13 protein-coding genes and 1 pseudogene are annotated in these 16,864 nt (G+C 70.4%); 3 read left to right on the top strand and 11 right to left on the bottom strand.

Going from position 1 to position 16,864, the window contains the following annotated elements; translation table 11 throughout:
* Positions 1 to 1,690: 1,690 nt before the first annotated feature.
* Positions 1,691 to 2,083: pseudogene (locus tag Vau01_RS65720) on the bottom strand (SseB family protein); the annotation flags it as partial.
* Positions 2,084 to 2,281: 198 nt separating this feature from the next.
* Between Vau01_RS65720 and mycP the strand changes: the two are divergent.
* Positions 2,282 to 3,466, top strand: a complete 1,185-nt coding sequence (gene mycP, locus Vau01_RS46145) for a type VII secretion-associated serine protease mycosin (RefSeq protein WP_204006848.1) — start codon at positions 2,282 to 2,284, stop codon at positions 3,464 to 3,466.
* Between the two features lie 30 nt (positions 3,467 to 3,496).
* Here the strand turns inward: mycP and Vau01_RS46140 are convergent, their stop codons facing one another.
* From Vau01_RS46140 to eccB, 3 genes are all read right to left on the bottom strand, one after another.
* Positions 3,497 to 3,793: a WXG100 family type VII secretion target gene (locus Vau01_RS46140; protein ID WP_204006846.1), complete on the bottom strand. Its 297-nt coding sequence runs from the start codon at positions 3,791 to 3,793 to the stop codon at positions 3,497 to 3,499.
* A gap of 24 nt (positions 3,794 to 3,817) precedes the next feature.
* On the bottom strand, positions 3,818 to 4,126 hold the full coding sequence (locus Vau01_RS46135; protein WP_204006844.1) for a WXG100 family type VII secretion target: 309 nt from the start codon (positions 4,124 to 4,126) through the stop codon (positions 3,818 to 3,820).
* Positions 4,127 to 4,247: 121 nt separating this feature from the next.
* A complete protein-coding gene (gene eccB / locus Vau01_RS46130; protein WP_275424023.1) occupies positions 4,248 to 5,561 on the bottom strand; it encodes a type VII secretion protein EccB in 1,314 nt (437 codons plus the stop codon).
* 118 nt (positions 5,562 to 5,679) lie between these two features.
* Here eccB and Vau01_RS46125 point away from each other — a divergent pair, with 118 nt between their 5' ends.
* Complete coding sequence (locus Vau01_RS46125; protein ID WP_204006839.1) at positions 5,680 to 6,060, top strand: phage holin family protein; 381 nt, start codon at positions 5,680 to 5,682, stop codon at positions 6,058 to 6,060.
* A gap of 22 nt (positions 6,061 to 6,082) precedes the next feature.
* On the opposite strand, the gene Vau01_RS46120 is transcribed toward Vau01_RS46125, so the two are convergent.
* Entirely contained in the window at positions 6,083 to 6,895 is an 813-nt protein-coding gene (locus Vau01_RS46120) for an anti-sigma factor family protein (protein ID WP_204006837.1), read from the bottom strand.
* Complete coding sequence (locus Vau01_RS46115; protein ID WP_239152400.1) at positions 6,892 to 7,383, bottom strand: sigma-70 family RNA polymerase sigma factor; 492 nt, start codon at positions 7,381 to 7,383, stop codon at positions 6,892 to 6,894. Before Vau01_RS46115 ends, Vau01_RS46120 begins: the two co-directional genes overlap by 4 nt.
* Before the next feature lie 167 nt (positions 7,384 to 7,550).
* On the opposite strand from Vau01_RS46115, the gene Vau01_RS46110 reads away from it, so the two are divergent.
* A complete protein-coding gene (locus Vau01_RS46110; RefSeq protein WP_204006833.1) occupies positions 7,551 to 9,623 on the top strand; it encodes a PhoX family protein in 2,073 nt (690 codons plus the stop codon).
* Between the two features lie 38 nt (positions 9,624 to 9,661).
* Here Vau01_RS46110 and Vau01_RS46105 read toward each other — a convergent pair whose 3' ends face one another.
* The 5 genes from Vau01_RS46105 to nuoL form a co-directional block, all read right to left on the bottom strand.
* Positions 9,662 to 10,438: an IclR family transcriptional regulator gene (locus Vau01_RS46105; protein WP_204006831.1), complete on the bottom strand. Its 777-nt coding sequence runs from the start codon at positions 10,436 to 10,438 to the stop codon at positions 9,662 to 9,664.
* Between the two features lie 346 nt (positions 10,439 to 10,784).
* A complete protein-coding gene (locus Vau01_RS46100; protein WP_204006830.1) occupies positions 10,785 to 11,810 on the bottom strand; it encodes a polyprenyl synthetase family protein in 1,026 nt (341 codons plus the stop codon).
* A 63-nt stretch (positions 11,811 to 11,873) separates the two neighbouring features.
* Positions 11,874 to 13,442: an NADH-quinone oxidoreductase subunit NuoN gene (gene nuoN, locus Vau01_RS46095; protein WP_204006828.1), complete on the bottom strand. Its 1,569-nt coding sequence runs from the start codon at positions 13,440 to 13,442 to the stop codon at positions 11,874 to 11,876.
* Positions 13,442 to 14,965, bottom strand: a complete 1,524-nt coding sequence (locus Vau01_RS46090) for an NADH-quinone oxidoreductase subunit M (RefSeq protein WP_204006827.1) — start codon at positions 14,963 to 14,965, stop codon at positions 13,442 to 13,444. The genes nuoN and Vau01_RS46090 overlap by 1 nt, the downstream gene beginning before the upstream one ends.
* Positions 14,962 to 16,860 (bottom strand): NADH-quinone oxidoreductase subunit L, encoded by a 1,899-nt coding sequence (gene nuoL / locus Vau01_RS46085; RefSeq protein ID WP_204006826.1) that lies wholly within the window; start codon positions 16,858 to 16,860, stop codon positions 14,962 to 14,964. The genes Vau01_RS46090 and nuoL overlap by 4 nt, the downstream gene beginning before the upstream one ends.
* Positions 16,861 to 16,864 lie beyond the last annotated feature (4 nt).

The raw sequence follows: 16,864 nt of genomic DNA, 5'->3' as shown, positions 1-16,864 counted from the left end.
CCGGCTCCTGAGGAACGCCGCCCGGCCGCGCGTACTCCTGCTCGTGCGGACCAGGCCGCGCATACTCCTGCGGAATGGCTCCCGGCCGCGCGTACTCCTGCGGAACGCCCTCAGACCGCGCGTACTCCGGCGAAAAGCCGCCAGACTGCACGTGCTCCTGCGGGATGCCCTCGGACCGCTCCGGTTCCTCCGGAAAGCCCCCGGGTCGCTCGCGGTCAGGCTGGAACGACCCCGCCCGACCGGGCTCAGGCGCAAAGGCAGCCGGCCGCCCCTGGTCGGGGAACTCACCCGAGCGCCCCGGAGCCGGCGCACCGGACACCGGAGGCCCCTCGAACAGCCCGGACCGGCCACCCTCAGCCGCCGGCCGCTCGAACGGACTCTGACCCTGATCGTGACGCTGCCGGAAATCGGCCCGGTCGAACAGCCGAGGCGGCTCGCCACGCCCATTGCGGTCAGGACGGTCGCTCCGACCGGTACGGCCGGTCCGCGACGACGCCGGCGATACAGGCGTAGGCGGCATCGGATTCGCCGCACCGGATCCACCCGGCGCCGGACCCGGAGACGAGGGGAACAAGTCAGCCGGCGGACGCCGACCGAACTGCGCCGCCCCTGGCTGCCGGGTAGGCAACCCGCTGGCGGTCACGCCCGGACCGGTCGCCCCGGGACCCGCCGCCCCAGAACCAGGCCCCGCAGGCCCCTGCATCCCCGGACCAGGCATCCCCGGACCAGGCATCCCCGGACCAGGCATCCCCGGACCAGGCGCCCCGGATCCAGGCGCGCCAGGACCCTGCGTCCCAGGAGCAACCGCGCCAGGAATTCCCGGCCTCGGCACCCCCGGACCAGCCTGCCCGGAACCCTGCATACCGGGCCCACCCGGACCCGGCGGAGCCATCCCCGCACCCACCGGCCCATGGCCACCCGTACCGGCGCCATGCGCAGCGATTCCGGGCGGCCCTGGCGGAGGCATCCCGGGCGGCCCTTGCGCAGCGATACGCGGATCAGCCCCGACCATCCCGGGACCACCCGGGCCATGCCCAGCCATCCCGGGGCCACCCGAAACCGGACCACCCGACACCGGCCGGCCCATGCCCGGACCGTGCCCAGCCATGCCGTGCCCAGCCATGCCAGGACCACCTGACACCGGACCGCCCGAAACCGGCGGAGCCATCCCAGGACCGCCAGGGCCACGCCCGGCCATCCCAGGACCACCGGAAACGGGCCCCGCCATTCCAGGACCGCCAGAAACAGGCCCAGCCATCCCAGGACCGCCGGACACAGGCCCCGCCATTCCGGGCCCGCCGGACACAGGCCCGGCCATCCCGGGTCCACCGGGGCCGCCAGGCCCACCCGGACCGTAGCCGGCCATTCCGACGCGCCCCTGGCCATGCCCGGCCATCTCCGGACCGCCCCAACCGGCTGCGGCCGGCGGGCCGACGCGAGCCGGCGAGACCGGGGTTACCGGCGGAACGGGCGGCGCCGGCCGCGAGGGGCCGGCGGCGGCTGCGGGGACCGGGGTCTCGTTGCCGATCGGGGTGGAGGACTCGACGATCTCGCCGGAGAGCACGATGCCGGCGCCCGGTGGGCGGCGCCCCGGAGGGAGGCGTCCGCCGCCGGCGGGGACCGGTGGGGCGGGCGGGACCCGGCGGGGTGGCGGGCCAGGGGGGACCTGGGCTACGGCGCGGGCGCGCAGGCTGTTGGCGTGCTCCATCCGGGCGCGGGAGCCCATCGCGCGGCCGGGGAGGCGGACGTCACCGCGGCTGATCTGGGCGACGAACCAGGCCGGCAGATAGCCCTCGATGGGGAGGCCGGGGTTGATCGCCAGCCACCATTCGGGGTTGGGCCATTGTTCGGCCAGTTCGCGGAACTGGGCCAACCGGTAGTTGCCAGCGTGTTCGGCGAGGCAGGCGCGCATCGCGTGGATGGAGGTGAATGCGAGGACGTGGGTGCGCCCGTCGGACGACCAGGTGCCCCAGCCCGGCGAACGTCGACCGGCCGAGTCGGCCGAAACGGGAAGAAGTAGATCAAGGCGCGCCAAGATCCGAAAGTATTGCTCCTGGTCGCCCGCTCGGAGCACATCTCGCATCGCCGCCTCGGCTTCGGTGGCCGGGTTCCAGCTCTCCACGGCCACCCCCTTCCGGCTGCTCAGGGCTTACCACGTCACGCGTGCGCGCACCTTAACCTACCCGCAGACAGGCGTCAGTAGCGATGCTCCTGTGCGGGGACACCCGCTGACCCTGTCCATCGATAGCATTCGGTCGCCGTCGACGACGGGGAGGCCGGAATGCGATCCACCGAAAGGGTATTGCGGGCACTGAGCGCCACCGTAACCGGCGGCCTCTGTGCGGTGCTGCCGGTGACGGTGGTACCTGACCGTGTGTACGCAGCGCCGAGCTGTCAAGCTCCGCCCGCACCGAGCGTAACCGTCGACGAGGTGCCGTGGGCCCAGCCTCGGCAGGGGCTCGACCGGCTGGCCGGCGTCGCCGACGGTGCGGGTGTGCTGGTGGCGGTGGTCGACTCGGGAGTCGAGGCCCGCCATCCGCAGCTCGCCGGTGCCGTGGTGCCGGGCGTCGACCGGTTGGACGCCGGAGGCGACGGCCGGGTCGACTGCGTGGGCCACGGCACAGCGGTCGCCAGCATCATCGCCGCCCGGATCCGACCCGGCACGGCCTTCCGCGGAGTGGCACCGGCCGCCACCGTCCTTCCGGTGCGGGTGAGCGAGCGGGTCACCGACGAGAACGGCGGCCGGACGGCCACCCTGGCCGACGTCGCCGCTGCCGTGCGGCAAGCCGTCGACCGGGGCGCCCGGGTGGTGAACCTCTCCCTGACGACCGACCGCGACGACCCGAACCTCCGCGACGCCGTGACCTATGCCCGCTCTCGCGACGCCGTGCTCGTGGCCGCCGCCGGCAACAAGCAGGAGGCCGGCAACCCCCGCGTGTTCCCCGCCTCGTACGACGGCGTGCTGGGCGTGGGCGGCGTCCAGGAGGACGGCGCCCGTGTCGCCACCTCGCAGATCGGCCCGCACGTCGACCTCGTGGCACCCGGCGCCGACGTGATCGCCGCCGGCCGCGAGGGCCACGCCCGCTACACCGGCACCAGCTTCGCGGCCGCGTTCGTGGCCGGAACGGCCGCCCTCGTGCGCCAGTATCACCCGGACCTCACCGCCGACCAGGTGGCCGAGCGGCTCCTCGCCACCGCCGACACCCTGGATCCCGCACCGGCGAGGGGCCTCGGCGCCGGCATCGTCAACCCGTACCGGGCCGTGACCGCGAGCCTCGACGTTGCCGCGAAGGCCGCCCCGGGCCCGGTGGCCCGGAAGTCGCCCGACCCGGCCGCCGTGCGGGCCGCGGCGCGCACCGCCGAGAACCGGCGCACCGCCGCATACCTCGCGCTCGGCGGCGCCGCCGTTCTCGTCCTTCTCCTGATCGGCGCGAGTGCCGGTCGCGCCCGACGAGGCGGGCATTGACCTCCACTCACGCCGATACCCGTTACCGGCTCAGTGGCCGCCGAACAGCGCGGTGTTGCGGCTCTCGGTGCTGGCGTACTCGGCAGCGGACTCGTCGAGCGCGCGCTTGATGTCCCGCAGCATGACGGACAGCCCCTCGGCCGCCTCCCGCCAGCGGGTCTGGCGCACCTGGTACGCCTGCTGAGCGTCGCCCTGCCAGGTGGCGACTAGGGGCGCGGCGTCGCGCTCCAACTCGGCCAACTGGTTCTCGAGCGCACGGAGTGCTGTGTTGATGGAATCGCCCGCGTGCTGCAGGGCGCCGAACTCGACCCGGATCATGTCGCTCATCGCGGATGGCCTCCCTTGGCGTCGTTACAGCGGCAGGCTGTGGTGGGCGGTGAACCGGCCGGCCGCAGCCGAGTCGGTGGCGGTGTACTGCCGGCCGGCGGTGCGCATGCCGGTGGCGGTTTCGGCGAGGGCCCGGTTCAGCTTCTCCTGATCGGCCGCCCAGGCCTGCTTCACCTGCTCGAACGACCGGCCACCCGCACCGGTCCACTGCGTACGCAGGCCTTCGAGTTCGTTCATCAGACGCCGGAGCATGCCGTCGAGCGACCCGTTGACGCTCTCGAACCGGCGCGCGGTGGTCTCCATCAACTCCGCGCTGGTTTGCGATACGGACATAGGTGAGCCTCCCCAGGATCCCTCTGTAGTCGCCGGATAGCCGGCTGTTGACCAGAACGCTAGTTGTGCCTGTTCCACGTCCACCAGACCCAGTTCGGTTCTGTGGATAACTTCGGACTAACTACCCCACAACCGCCCTGGCCGCCTGTGGATAAAGGCCGGGACCGGTGGGCAGCAACGCAAGGATCTCCGCCGGGACCGGCACCGGCTTCGCACCCCCGTACCCGAGCATCGGAAGCACGTCGGCCGACGCCAGCGGGTACCGCGTCCCGAGGTCGGTCACCAGGTAGATCACGCCGTTACCCGCGACGGCGAGCGCTCCGTGGCCCGGGGCCACGCGCACCTCGTCCGCAAGGCCCTTCGCCGAACCCGCGATCGCCGCACCGCGCGGCGGCGCGCGACCGACGACCACCTCGCCGCCCGTGAGTGAGGTCGCGCAGACCGCCGCCCCCGCCCCGACGGTGACCGGCCTGGGCACCTCCGCCGGCAGCCCCTCCCACGTGCCCGGGAACGCGGTACGCGGCAGGCTCGCGTACTCACCCGGGCTCAGCGGCGTGGGCGCCGTCTGACCGACCCGCTCGACCGTGGCCGGATCACCGAGCACGAGCGCCGCCTGGAACGGCGTCATCGGCGCGAGGCCCTCGGTGAGCGCGACGGCGTGCTGGCGACCGTCGACCAGAAAGACCTGGCCGACGCGGGCACCCGGCACCGGCGGGAACGGCAGGCCCCGCCGCGGGATCGGCACCCGCGCGATGTCGGCCGCGACGGCGAGCGCGTTCACCACCGCCGACGGAACGGGCGCCGGCGTGCCCCACACGAGCATGCCGAGCACGGTCTCCGGTTCCCGGACCTGCGCCCGGCGCCCCTGCCACACCAGGTGCACGGCACCGTCGGGAGTGGACACGAGGGCGCCGTTCGGGCCGAGCGGATCGCCGGCCGGCACCGACCCGACCAGCACCGTCGACCGCCCCGGACCGGCCTCCCCGCACACCGCCCACGGCCCGCCCAGCAGGTCACGGCGGCCCGGCACCGCGTCGGGCGCGCCGGGAATGCCCAGGAGGGGACCGCGTGCGGCGCCGGCCAGCGACCGCCGGGCCACCGCGATGGTCCTGGCCGCACCGACGATCAGCAGCGCGGACGCGTAATTGACGACCGGGTGCAGCACCCCGTCGAGATACACGAACTTGGCGCCGGACTCCTTCTCGACGATCACCGCCGTACCCGACCGCCACTTCGTCGAGCCACCCGGCTGGAGCAGCCCCCACACCGCGAAGCCGGCGAGCCCGAGCGCGGCCGCGAGCACCCCGGCGAGCAGGGCGAGCCCGGCACGCCGGCCCGGCGGGCGCGACGGGTTGCTTTCGTGCGCGGCGACGGCGGACACCACCCGCTGCACCGCAAACTGGTACGAATGAAGTTGATCTGATCGCGACGGCACGGCGCCTCCCCAGACCCCGCCCACGATAAGCGACCGGGACGTCACCGGCTGACCCGTGAAAGATCTCGCGAAACAGGCGGGTCGGACAGCGCTGGCGAGCGCGTGCGACGATCATCGGATGGGCATCCTCATCCGGCTGATCATCAGCGCCTTGGCGTTGTGGATCGCCACGTTGGTGATCGACGGCATCATCGTCGGCGGTAGCGCGGCCGAGAAGGCCGGCACGCTTCTCGTGGTCGCCGCGATCTTCGGCGTGGTGAACGCCGTGCTCCGGCCGATCATCAAGGTGCTCGGCTGCTGGGCCTACGCGCTGACGCTGGGCCTGGTGGCCCTCGTCGTCAACGGCGCCCTGTTCATGCTGACGAGCTGGATCGCCGGCGAACTCGACCTGCAGTTCCACGTCGACGAGTTCTGGCCCACCGCCGTGCTCGGCGCCCTGCTGATCGCCGTCGTCAGCTGGCTGCTGAACCTGGTGGTCCCCGACGGCAAGGGCAAGTAACGGGGCCCGAGGGCCCCGAACCCTAAACCTTGTAGACCATCAGGACCCGGTCGTCGGCGCTCCAGATCTCGACCCGGTCGATCTCGGTCTGCTTCAGCGCGGTGTGACCGTCGTACGCGAACTCGTCGCCCTGGCCGGCCGACCAGTCGGTGGCCATCTCGGCGGTGCCGCCGCCCTTCGGCAGGACCATCAGCTTGTACGAGCGCCGCGTGCCCGCTTCGCCCTTGTACTCGCACTTCATGATGAGCCGGGTGCCGCCGCCCTGCGGCTCGAGCGCCACGTCGGCGGTGATCGGCAGGTTCTGGGCGGCCGCCGTCATCGCGGTGAACGCCGGCCCCGGGTCGGCCGTCCACTTGGGCAGGCCCAGCCCGATCACCAGCGCGAGACACGCGGCCACGAGCCCGACGCCGGCCGTGATGATCCGGCGCCGCCGCTGTTCGCGGAGGCGCTTGCGTTCGGCGGCCGCGAGCAGCGATACGACCGTGCTGTCTTCGGGGTCGGCGGCCCGGTTGTCGAGGTCGGCGTTCACGGTGGGGCCGGCCCACCGCTCCGGCCGCACCACGTTCGACGGGGCCGGCTCGTCGGCCTCCGGTTTGGCGGTCGGGCCCGCCCAGCCGATCGGAAAGAGCGCGGCCGAGTCTTCGCCCTCCTGGGCGATGGCCTTGGCCGTCTCGAAGTCGATGCGACCGAGCAGGCCCGGCAGCACGGCGAGTTCGGCGACCTCCTCGCGGCAGATCGCGCAGTTGGCGAGGTGCTTCTCGAACGCCTCGCGTTCGGCGGGCACCAGGGCACCCAGTACGTAGGCGCCGACTTCGATGGTCTGGGGGCACCTCATTGCGTAACCCCCAGCTCCTCCAGCGCAACCTTTAGCGCGCGCAATGCGTAATACGTCCTTGACTTGACGGTTCCAGGCGGAACACCGAGGCGGGATGCCGCCTCAGCCACCGACCGGCCAGCGTAGAAACACTCCACCAACACCTCCCGGTGTGGGCGGGACAAGCGGGACAGCGCCTCGGCGATCGTCCAGGATTCGACGGCACGCTCGGTGTCGTCGATCACCGGACGCTCAGGAGGAGCATCGGTGACGACCTCAGCCGCCCGGGCATTGCGCCTCCGCCAGGCGTCGATCGCCAGGTTGCGTGCGGTCGTGAACAACCACGCCCGCACCGACCCCCTGGCGGGGTCGAGCGCCTGCGGATGCTGCCATGCCCGCAGCATCGTCTCCTGCACCAGATCCTCCGCACGCTGCCGGTCTCCCCCGGTTAGCCGCAGCGCGTGCGCGAAAAGCGCCTCACCGTGATCGGCGTGCAAAGCACGCAACAGCTCGGCGTCTTCGGTACCCACGCTTTGCAGCCCTCCCGCTTCTCATTGATACGGACGCCAGCGCGACATGGTTCACGCCTGGTTCACGTTAGTGCCTCTGGTGATCCATCGGTCCCTCATAACCTGCCCGAGGTCGGTCATTTGACTTCTCGTTAGGAGATCGAAATATGTCGCAACCTCGGCGGCTGTTACCGCTGGTGGGCGGTGGCTTCAGAGGACATTCCGGGCGAAGCGCCATGACCTGCAAGTACCGGTGCAACAACGCATGCGACCACCCTGAGCCTAACGAATCCGAAAATGCCTACTTCGGGGACATCGTCCGGGCCGAAATGTCGCGCCGGGACGTGATGCAGGCGGGTGCGCTCGTCGTCGGCGCGGTCGGCGTCGCGGCGGTCGGAGTCGCCGGACCGGCGTTCGCCTCGCCCGACAGTGAGCGCGATGCGGACGCCACCGCCAGCCAAGGCCAGAGCCAAAGCCAGGGCCAGAGCCAGAGCCAGAGCCATGGAAACCCGGGGACCGGCGCCGTGGCCCTGGGCTTCAAGGCCATCCCGCCGAACAAGCTGGACACCTTCATCGTCCCGAACGGGTACGACCACCACGTGGTCGCGCGATGGGGCGACCCGGTGCTGCCCGGCGCGCCGTCGTTCGACGTGCGCCGCCAGAGCGCCGCGGCGCAGAAGAAGCAGTTCGGCTACAACAACGACTTCGTCGCCGTGCTCCCCCTCGACAACCAGCGGGCCCTGCTCGTGTGCAACCACGAGTACACCAACCCCGAGCTCATGTTCCCGGGCTACGACCCGGCGGTGCCGCTGACGCCCGAGCAGTGGCGCATCACGCTGGCCGCGATCGGCATGGCCGTCGTGGAGATCGAGCGCGTCGGCCGCACCGGCCAGTGGCAACTGGTCCGCGACGGCCGCCGGCGCTACAACCGGCGGGTCACCGTCTCCGACACCCGGTTCCAGCTCACCGGCCCGGCCGCCGGGCACGCACTTCTGAAGACCAAGGCAGATCCGAGTGGACGCGTGGTGCTCGGCACCCAGGCCAACTGCGCCGGTGGCGTCACCCCGTGGGGCACCGTGCTCTCCGGCGAGGAGAACTGGAACGGCGTCTTCAGCGGCGGCAACGCCCTGCCCGAGGAGCTCAAGCCGAGTTACAAGCGCTACGGCGTCGAGACGGTCAACGCCGTCACGCCCACCTGGGCGACCGTCGAGGAGCGCTTCGACCTGAGCCGGCACCCCAACGAGGCGCACCGGTTCGGGTACATCGTCGAGATCGACCCGTACGACCCCGACTCGACCCCGCGCAAGCACACCGCGCTGGGCCGGCTCAAGCACGAGGGCGCGAACGTGATCGTCGCTCCCGACAAGCGGGTGGCCGTCTACACCGGCGACGACGAGCGCTTCGACTACCTGTACAAGTTCGTGTCGCACCGGAAGGTGTCGCACAGCCGGCGCGAGAACCTGAAGCTGCTGGAGTCGGGCGACCTCTACGTCGCCAGGTTCGAGGGCGACGGCCGCGGCCGCTGGTTGCCGCTGGTCAAGGGGAACCGGTCGACGGTCGAGGGGATGAGCGTCGAGGAGGTGCTGATCTTCACCCGGCTCGCCGGCGACAAGGTCGGCGCCACCAAGATGGACCGCCCCGAAGACGTCGAGCCGAATCCGAAGAACGGCAGGATCTACTGCGCCCTGACCAACAACGACCGGCGCGGTGCGGCGGGCCAGCCGGGCGTCGACCCGGTGAACCCGCGGCCGGTCAACCGGCACGGGCACATCCTGGAGATCACCGAGGACAACAACGACCAGACCGCGGAGACCTTCTCGTGGACGCTGCCGATCCTCTGCGGCGACCCGACCCAGCCCGACACGTACTTCATGGGCTTCGACAAGACCAAGGTCTCGCCGATCTCCTGCCCCGACAACGTGGCCTTCGACGCGACCGGCAACCTGTGGATCGCCACCGACGGCAACGCGCTGGGGTCGAACGACGGGCTCTTCGCGGTCCCCTTGGAAGGTCCTCAGAAGGGCTTCCTGAAGCAGTTCCTCAGCGTGCCGCTCGGCGCCGAGTGCTGCGGCCCGTTCATCTCGGTCGACAACCGGAGCGTCTTCACCGCGGTGCAGCACCCCGGTGAGGTGACCGGCGCCCGGGTCGACAACCCGGCGTCGACCTGGCCCGACGGCGACTTCGCCAAGCCCGGCGTGGTCGTCGCCTGGCGTCTGGACGGCAGGCCCGTCGGTTCCTGATTCGAGCGCAGGGGGCGCCCACCCGGGCGCCCTCTGCGCTATTCGCGCAGGATGTCGGCGAGCTGCTGGGCCACCGTCGTGAGCCGGCTCCGAACCGCTTTCGCGGACGCCATGAGCTCGGTTGCCGGCACCGTGCACGCGAGTGCGACCCGCCGGTCCTGCTCACGGTCCTGGAGGACCAGGAGCGCCGCGCTCGCCAACCCCGGCCGGAACTGGTTCAGCTCCAGGTGCAGGCCGCGCCGCTCGCCCGCCGTCAGGTCGGCGTCGAGGGTCTCGGGTGACGTGAGTGTCTGCGGCGTGAAGGCGGGCATGCCCTGTTCCTTCACGAACCGCCACCGCTGGTCGGGGCTCAGCGTCGCGAGCAACGCCTTGCCCAGCGCGGTGGCGTGCGTGGCGTCGTCGAAGCCCACGATGAGGTCTTCCGCGTACGGGGACCGCACGCCCTCCGCGACCGCGACGATCGCCACCCGGTTGTTGATGAACCGGCCGACCATGTGCGTGAAGCCGGTGTCGGTCGCGGCCTTGCGCAGGATGTCCTGCACCTGTTGCGGGCCCCGGCACGCGAGCACCAGTTCCCGGAACCGGTCGGCCACTTCCAACCCGACGATGTACGTCCCGTCTTCGCGACGCATCACATAGCCCTCATACGCAAGAGTGCGGACCAGGTGATACGTGGTTGCGACGGTGAGCTCGCACCGTCGCGCGATCTGTTTGACCGTCAACCCCCGAGGCGACTGCCCGACCGCCTCCAACACCTGAAAAGCCCGCGACACGCTGCGGATGAGATCCGATGGCTCTGCCTGTGGATCTCTCACCGCCGCCCTCCCCAGTCGCAGCAGTAACAGGCTTTACACCATATGAAACGGACGCCTTTTCGGGGAGCTAAGAAAGCCTCCGGATGCGCCTATTTGGTGCAAAAGCCCTCAAAACAGACGCAAGATTGAGCAATGAATGCCGCCACGCCGTGAGAATTCAAGCACTAGCCGTAAGCAACCTTCAAGCCACCGAACGGCTGTTCCTGCAGCTTGCAAATGGTCATCGATCTTGGTGACGGCTTACTGATCTCCGATCACGGCATCCAAGATCGAGGCATCGGCAGACGCGGATGCGCCGCAACACCGCAGGTCGGAACGTTGACGGAAGGTTCGCGGAAGGAATGGATCAGCTCGTGCGGTCGGCGATGTAGTCGCACAGCGACTCCATGGCCTGACGCGCGGGCACGTCCGGCAGCCCGCTCAGCGCCGCCCGCGACCGCTCCGCGTACGAGCGGACCGTCTCCCGGGCCCGCTTCATCGCCGGCGACTCCCGCAGCAGCCCGAGCGCCTCGGCGTGCAGCGCGTCGTCGGTGACCGGGCCGGCGGCCAGGATCTCCCGCAGCCGCACCGACGAGGCGTCGCGGTCGTCGGCGGCCAGCGCGTACAGCACGGGGAGCGTCGGGATGCCCTCGCGCAGGTCGGTGCCGGGCATCTTGCCGGACTCGTCGCTGTCGCTGGCGATGTCGAGGAGGTCGTCGGAGAGCTGGAACGCGGTGCCGATGGTTTCGCCGTAGGCGCGCAGCCCGTCCAGATGCCCCTGAGCGGCCCCGGAGAACATGCCGCCGAACAGCGCGCTGGTGGCGATCAACGAACCGGTCTTCTCGGCGATCACGTTCAGGTAGTGCTCGATCTTGTCTTCGCCCTCGGCCGGGCCGAGCGTCTCGGCGATCTGACCGTGCACGAGCCGGGCGAACGTGCGCGACTGGATCCGCACCGCCTCGATGCCCAGCTCCGCCGACAGGTCGGCGGCCCGGGCGAACAGGTAGTCGCCGACCAGGATCGCGATCGAGTTGCCCCACCGCGAGTTGGCGCTGGGCGCGCCGCGGCGCACGTCGGCCTCGTCCATCACGTCGTCGTGGTACAGCGTGCCCAGGTGCGTCAGCTCGACCACCGCGGCGGCCGGGATCACCATCGGCGACCGCGGGTCGCCGAAGTGGGCACCGACGGCCACCAGCAGCGGCCGGAACCGCTTGCCGCCCGCGTCGGCCAGGTGCGTGGCCGCCTGGGTGACGAGCGGGTCGGCGCTCGCCGCGGTCTCCCGCAGCACCACCTCGACCCGGTCGAGGATTTCGATGAGGCCCGCTTGTAGATCAGCATCGATGTAATCGAGGCCAGGAAGCGTGCTCGACGGCCTGGTACCCGCGCTATCCACGTATCAACGATGCCATACGAGTCGGGCTCCGCTTCCAGCAGCACCGGGAGGGCATGTGGTAGATCACCTCACGAACGGCACGGCCGACTCGGTGAACTGGATCAGCGGCTGCGGCGCGATCCCGAGGAGCAACGTGGCCGCCGCTCCGATGGTCACCGCGGCCGCGGTGAGCGCACCCGGGATCGAGACCGCCGGCGTCGACTCACCGGGTTCCGACAACCACATCAACACGACGACCCGCAGGTACGGGAACGCCAGCACCATGCTCGTGACCACGCCCGCGATCACCAGCCACGTCTGGTCGGCCTCCAGCGCCGCCGCGAACACGCCGAACTTGGCCGTGAAGCCGCTGGTCAGCGGGATACCGGCGAACGCGAGCAGGAGGAACGTGAACAGCGCCGCGTACATCGGCGAGCGCTTGCCCAGGCCGGCCCAGCGGGAGAGGTGCGTCGCCTCGCCGTCGGCGTCGCGCACCAGCGTGACGATGCCGAACGCGCCCAGCACCGCAAAGCCGTACGCCACCAGGTAGAACAGCGAACTCGACAGGCCCGACTCGTTGACGGCGAGCACGCCCACCAGCACGTACCCGGCGTTCGCGATCGACGAGTAGGCGAGCAGGCGCTTGATGTCGGTCTGGGTCACGGCCAGGATCGCGCCGATCAGCATGGTGACGATCGCGATCGTCCCGAGCACCGGCCGGTAGTCCCACACCGAGCCCTGGAAGGCCACGTACAGCACGCGGAGCAGGCCGCCGAAGGCGGCGACCTTCGTGCAGGCGGCCATGAGCGCGGTGATCGGCGTCGGGGCGCCCTGGTACACGTCGGGCGTCCAGACGTGGAACGGCACCAGCGCGGCCTTGAACAGCAGGCCGATCGCGATCATCGCGAGCCCGACGTAGAGCAGCACCGCGTCCTTCGGCTCGTCCTGCACCGCGCGGTTGATCTCGGAGAACGTCACACCGCCGGCGTAGCCGTAGATCATCGCGATGCCGAACAGGAAGAACGCCGAGGCGTACGCGCCCAGGAGGAAGTACTTGACCGACGCCTCCTGCGAGAGCAGCCGGCGCCGCCGGGCCAGCGCGCAGAGCAGGTACAGCGGCAGCGAGAAGACCTCGAGCGCGATGAACATCGTCAGCAGGTCGTTCGCCGACGCGAACAGCATCATCCCGCCGAGGCTGAACATCACCAGCGGGTAGACCTCGGTCGCGCCCGCCTCCTGCGCCGCCTGCTGGCGGTCGGCCTCGGTGTTCGCGGTGACGGCCGCGTGCGCGACGAACGGGCCGCCGTGCTCCAGCGTCCGGTCGCTGATCAGGAGCAGCGCGACCAGGCCGAGCACGATGATCGCGCCCTGCAGGAAGAGGGCCGGCCCGTCGACCACCACCGACCCACCGGCGGTGATGTCGCCGCCGTCACCCTTGTTGTCGAAGGCGCCGGCGGACCTGGCGCCGGTGAAGACCGCGACCAGCGCGCCGATCAGGCCCACGACAGCCAGCAGGAACTGGATCCGGAACCGGCCCTTGCGCGGCACCGCGGCCTCGACGATGACACCCACGCACGCCACGCCGAACAGGATGAGCATCGGCAGGATCGCGGCGTAGTGGATCGACGGCGCGTTCAACGCTTCGTCCGGCATCACCGGGCTCCTTCAGCCGAGGTCGGTGCGGGGTCCTTCTTGCCGATGTCGGAGAGGGTCGCCTGCACCGCGGGGTTGATCACATCGAGAACGGGCTTGGGGTAGATGCCGAGCACCAGGATCAGCACGATCAGCGGCGTCACCACGGCGGCCTCGCGCATCGACAGGTCCTTGCGCATCGCCTTGACGCTGTCGAGGGCCGGGTTCAGGTTGCCCTGTGTGGTCCGTTGGATCATCCACAGCACGTACGCGGCGGCCAGGATGATGCCGACCGTCGCGATGATCGCCACCGGCTTGTTGACGGTGAACGTGCCGAGCAGCACCAGGAACTCGGAGACGAACGGCGACGTGCCCGGCAGCGCGAGCGACGCCATACCGGCCACGAAGAAGACACCGGCGAGCACCGGCACCAGCTTGCCGGCACCACCGAAGTCGGTGACCAGCGCGCTGCCGCGCCGCGCCACGAACATGCCGACCACCAGGAACAGCAGGCCGGTCGCCAACCCGTGGTTGACCATGTACAGCACCGCGCCGGAGCCGGCCTGCGTGGTGAACGCGAAGATGCCGATGCCGATGAACCCGAAGTGCGCGATCGAGGTGTACGACACCAGGCGTTTCAGGTCCTGCTGGCCGACCGCCAGCAGCGCGCCGTAGATGATCCCGACCAGCGCCAGTACCAGGCCCAACGGGGCGAAGTACTTGGACGCGTCGGGGAACAGCGGCAGGCAGTAGCGCAGGATGCCGAACGTGCCGACCTTGTCGAGGATGCCGACGAGCAGCGCGGCGGCACCCGCCGGCGCGGCCGAACCCGCGTCGGGCAGCCAGGTGTGGAACGGGAAGAACGGCGCCTTGATCGCGAACGCGACGAAGAAGCCGAGGAACAGCCAGCGCTCGGCACCGGTGGAGAAGTCGGCGTCGACGAGCTTCTGCCAGTCGAACGTCTCGCCGCCCAGCACCCACAGGCCGATCACCGAGGCCAGCATGAACAGGCCGCCGACGAGCGAGTACAGGAAGAACTTCACCGCCGCGTACTGCCGCTGCGCGCCGCCGTACGACCCGATGAGGAAGTACATCGGGACGAGCATGACCTCGAAGAACACGTAGAACAGGAAGATGTCGGCGGCCGCGAAGACGCCGAGCATCGTGCACTCCAGCGTGAGCAGCAGCGCGAAGTAGGCCGGGATCGAGCGCCGGCTGTTCTCCGCGTCGTGCCACGAGGCCAGGATGACCACCGGGACCAGCAGCGCGATCAGCGCCAGCATCACCAGCGCGATGCCGTCGGCGGCGAACGTGAACCGGGCGTCCCAGGCGTCGATCCAGGGCAGCGAGGTGCGGAACTGGAAGCGGCTGCCCTTCGCGTCGAACGACACCCACATGACGACGGCCAGCGCGAGCACCGCCAGCGACCAGATCAGCGCGACCTGCTTCGCCAGCCCGGGCTTGGCCTTGGGCAGGAGCGCCACGACCAGCGCACCCACCAACGGAGCTCCTACCAACACGGGTAGGAACGGGAAATCGCTCATCCGAGCGTCACCGCCAGCATGGCTGCCACCACGATCAGGGCTCCTCCGAGCATGGACAGGGCGTAGGACCGCACGAAGCCGGTCTGCAGGCGGCGCAGCCGGCCGGAGCCGCCACCGACGCCCGCGGCCAACCCGTTGACCAACCCGTCGATGCCCCGGTTGTCGATGTAGACGAGGGCCCGGGTCAGGATCCGCCCGGGCAGTTCCAACACGACCTCGTTGAGGGTGTCGAAGTAGAGGTTGCGGCGGGCGGCCTTGACCACCGGTCCGGCCGACGGCTCGACCAGCGCCGTGCCCTTGCGGAACAGCACGATCGCCAGCCCGGCACCGATCACGACCACCGCCAGCACCATCGCGGTGACGGCCCAGTGGCCGAGGTGGCCGTGGTGCTCCTCCTCCTCGCCGAAGACCGGGTTGAGCCAGTCGACCACCGAGGTGGACATCAGGAAGCCGGAGGCGACCGAACCGACCGCGAGCAGGACCAGCGGCACGGTCATGATCGGCGGCGACTCGTGCGGGTGCTCGTTGTCCTCGGTCCACCGCTTGGGGCCGTGGAAGACGAGCACGTACAGCCGGGTCATGTAGAACGCCGTGAGCCCGGCACCGAGCAGCGCCGCCGACCCGAGCACCCAGCCGCTCCAGCCCTCGCGGTTGAACGCCGCCAGGATGATCGGGTCCTTGGTGAAGTAGCCGGAGAACGGCGGCAGGCCGAGGATCGCCAGGTAGCCCAGCGCGAACGTGATCCAGGTGATCTTCATGACCTTCGACAGCGCACCGAAGCGGCGGATGTCGACCTGGTCGTGCATGCCGTGCATCACCGAACCGGCACCGAGGAACATGCCGGCCTTGAAGAAGCCGTGCGCCAGCAGGTGGATGATGCCCAGCGCGTACGCCGCGCCGCCCAGGCCCACGGCCAGGAACATGTAGCCGATCTGGGAGACGGTCGAGTAGGCGAGCACCCGCTTGATGTCGTCCTTGGCCGCGCCGATGATGCACCCGATCAGCAGCGTGACGGCGCCGACGATCACCACGACGGTCTGCGCGTCGGGTGAGGCGTCGAAGATCGGGTGGGCGCGGGCGATCAGGTAGACGCCCGCGGTGACCATTGTGGCCGCGTGGATCAGCGCCGACACCGGGGTCGGGCCCTCCATCGCGTCCGGCAACCAGGTGTGCAGCGGGAACTGGCCGGACTTGCCGCACGCGCCGAGGAGCAGCAGCAGGCCGAGCGCGGTGACGGTGCCGGCCGCGAGGCCGTTGACGCCGCTGAACACCTCTTCGTACTGGGTGGTCCCGAGCGTGGCGAACATCAGGAAGATGGCGATCGCGAGGCCGGTGTCACCGACCCGGTTCATCAGGAACGCCTTCTTGCCCGCGGTGGCCGCGCTGTTCCGGGTGTACCAGAACGAGATCAGCAGGTACGACGCGACACCCACGCCTTCCCAGCCGATGTAGAGCATCACGAAGTTGTTGCCCAGCACCAGCAGGAGCATCGCGGCGATGAACAGGTTGAAGTACCCGAAGAACCGCCGACGGCCCTCGTCGTGCTCCATGTACCCGACGGCGTAGATGTGGATCAGCGATCCGACGCCGGTGATCAGCAGCACGAACAGGCCGGACAGCGGGTCGAGCAGCAGCCCCACGTCGACGTGCAGGTTGCCGACCGAGATGAAGTCGAACAGGCTGATCTCGGCCGAGCGGTTGCCGTCGAGGTCACGTAGGGCGAGGAAGTAGGACAGGCCGAGGCCGAACGGCACGACGACGCTCAGCACGCCGAGCCAGTGCCCCCACTTGTCCGCCCGCCGCCCGAGCACCAGCAGCACGCCCGCACTCACCAGCGGGATCGCCACCAGTAGCCAGATCGACTGCAACCAGCCGCTGGCCGCGGCGAACTCCACGGTC

It is taken from the genome of Virgisporangium aurantiacum (assembly GCF_016863635.1).
GTDB classification, from domain to species: domain Bacteria; phylum Actinomycetota; class Actinomycetes; order Mycobacteriales; family Micromonosporaceae; genus Virgisporangium; species Virgisporangium aurantiacum.
Note: the sequence above shows the minus strand (reverse complement) of the source record. Positions and strands in the feature narration are given on the sequence as shown.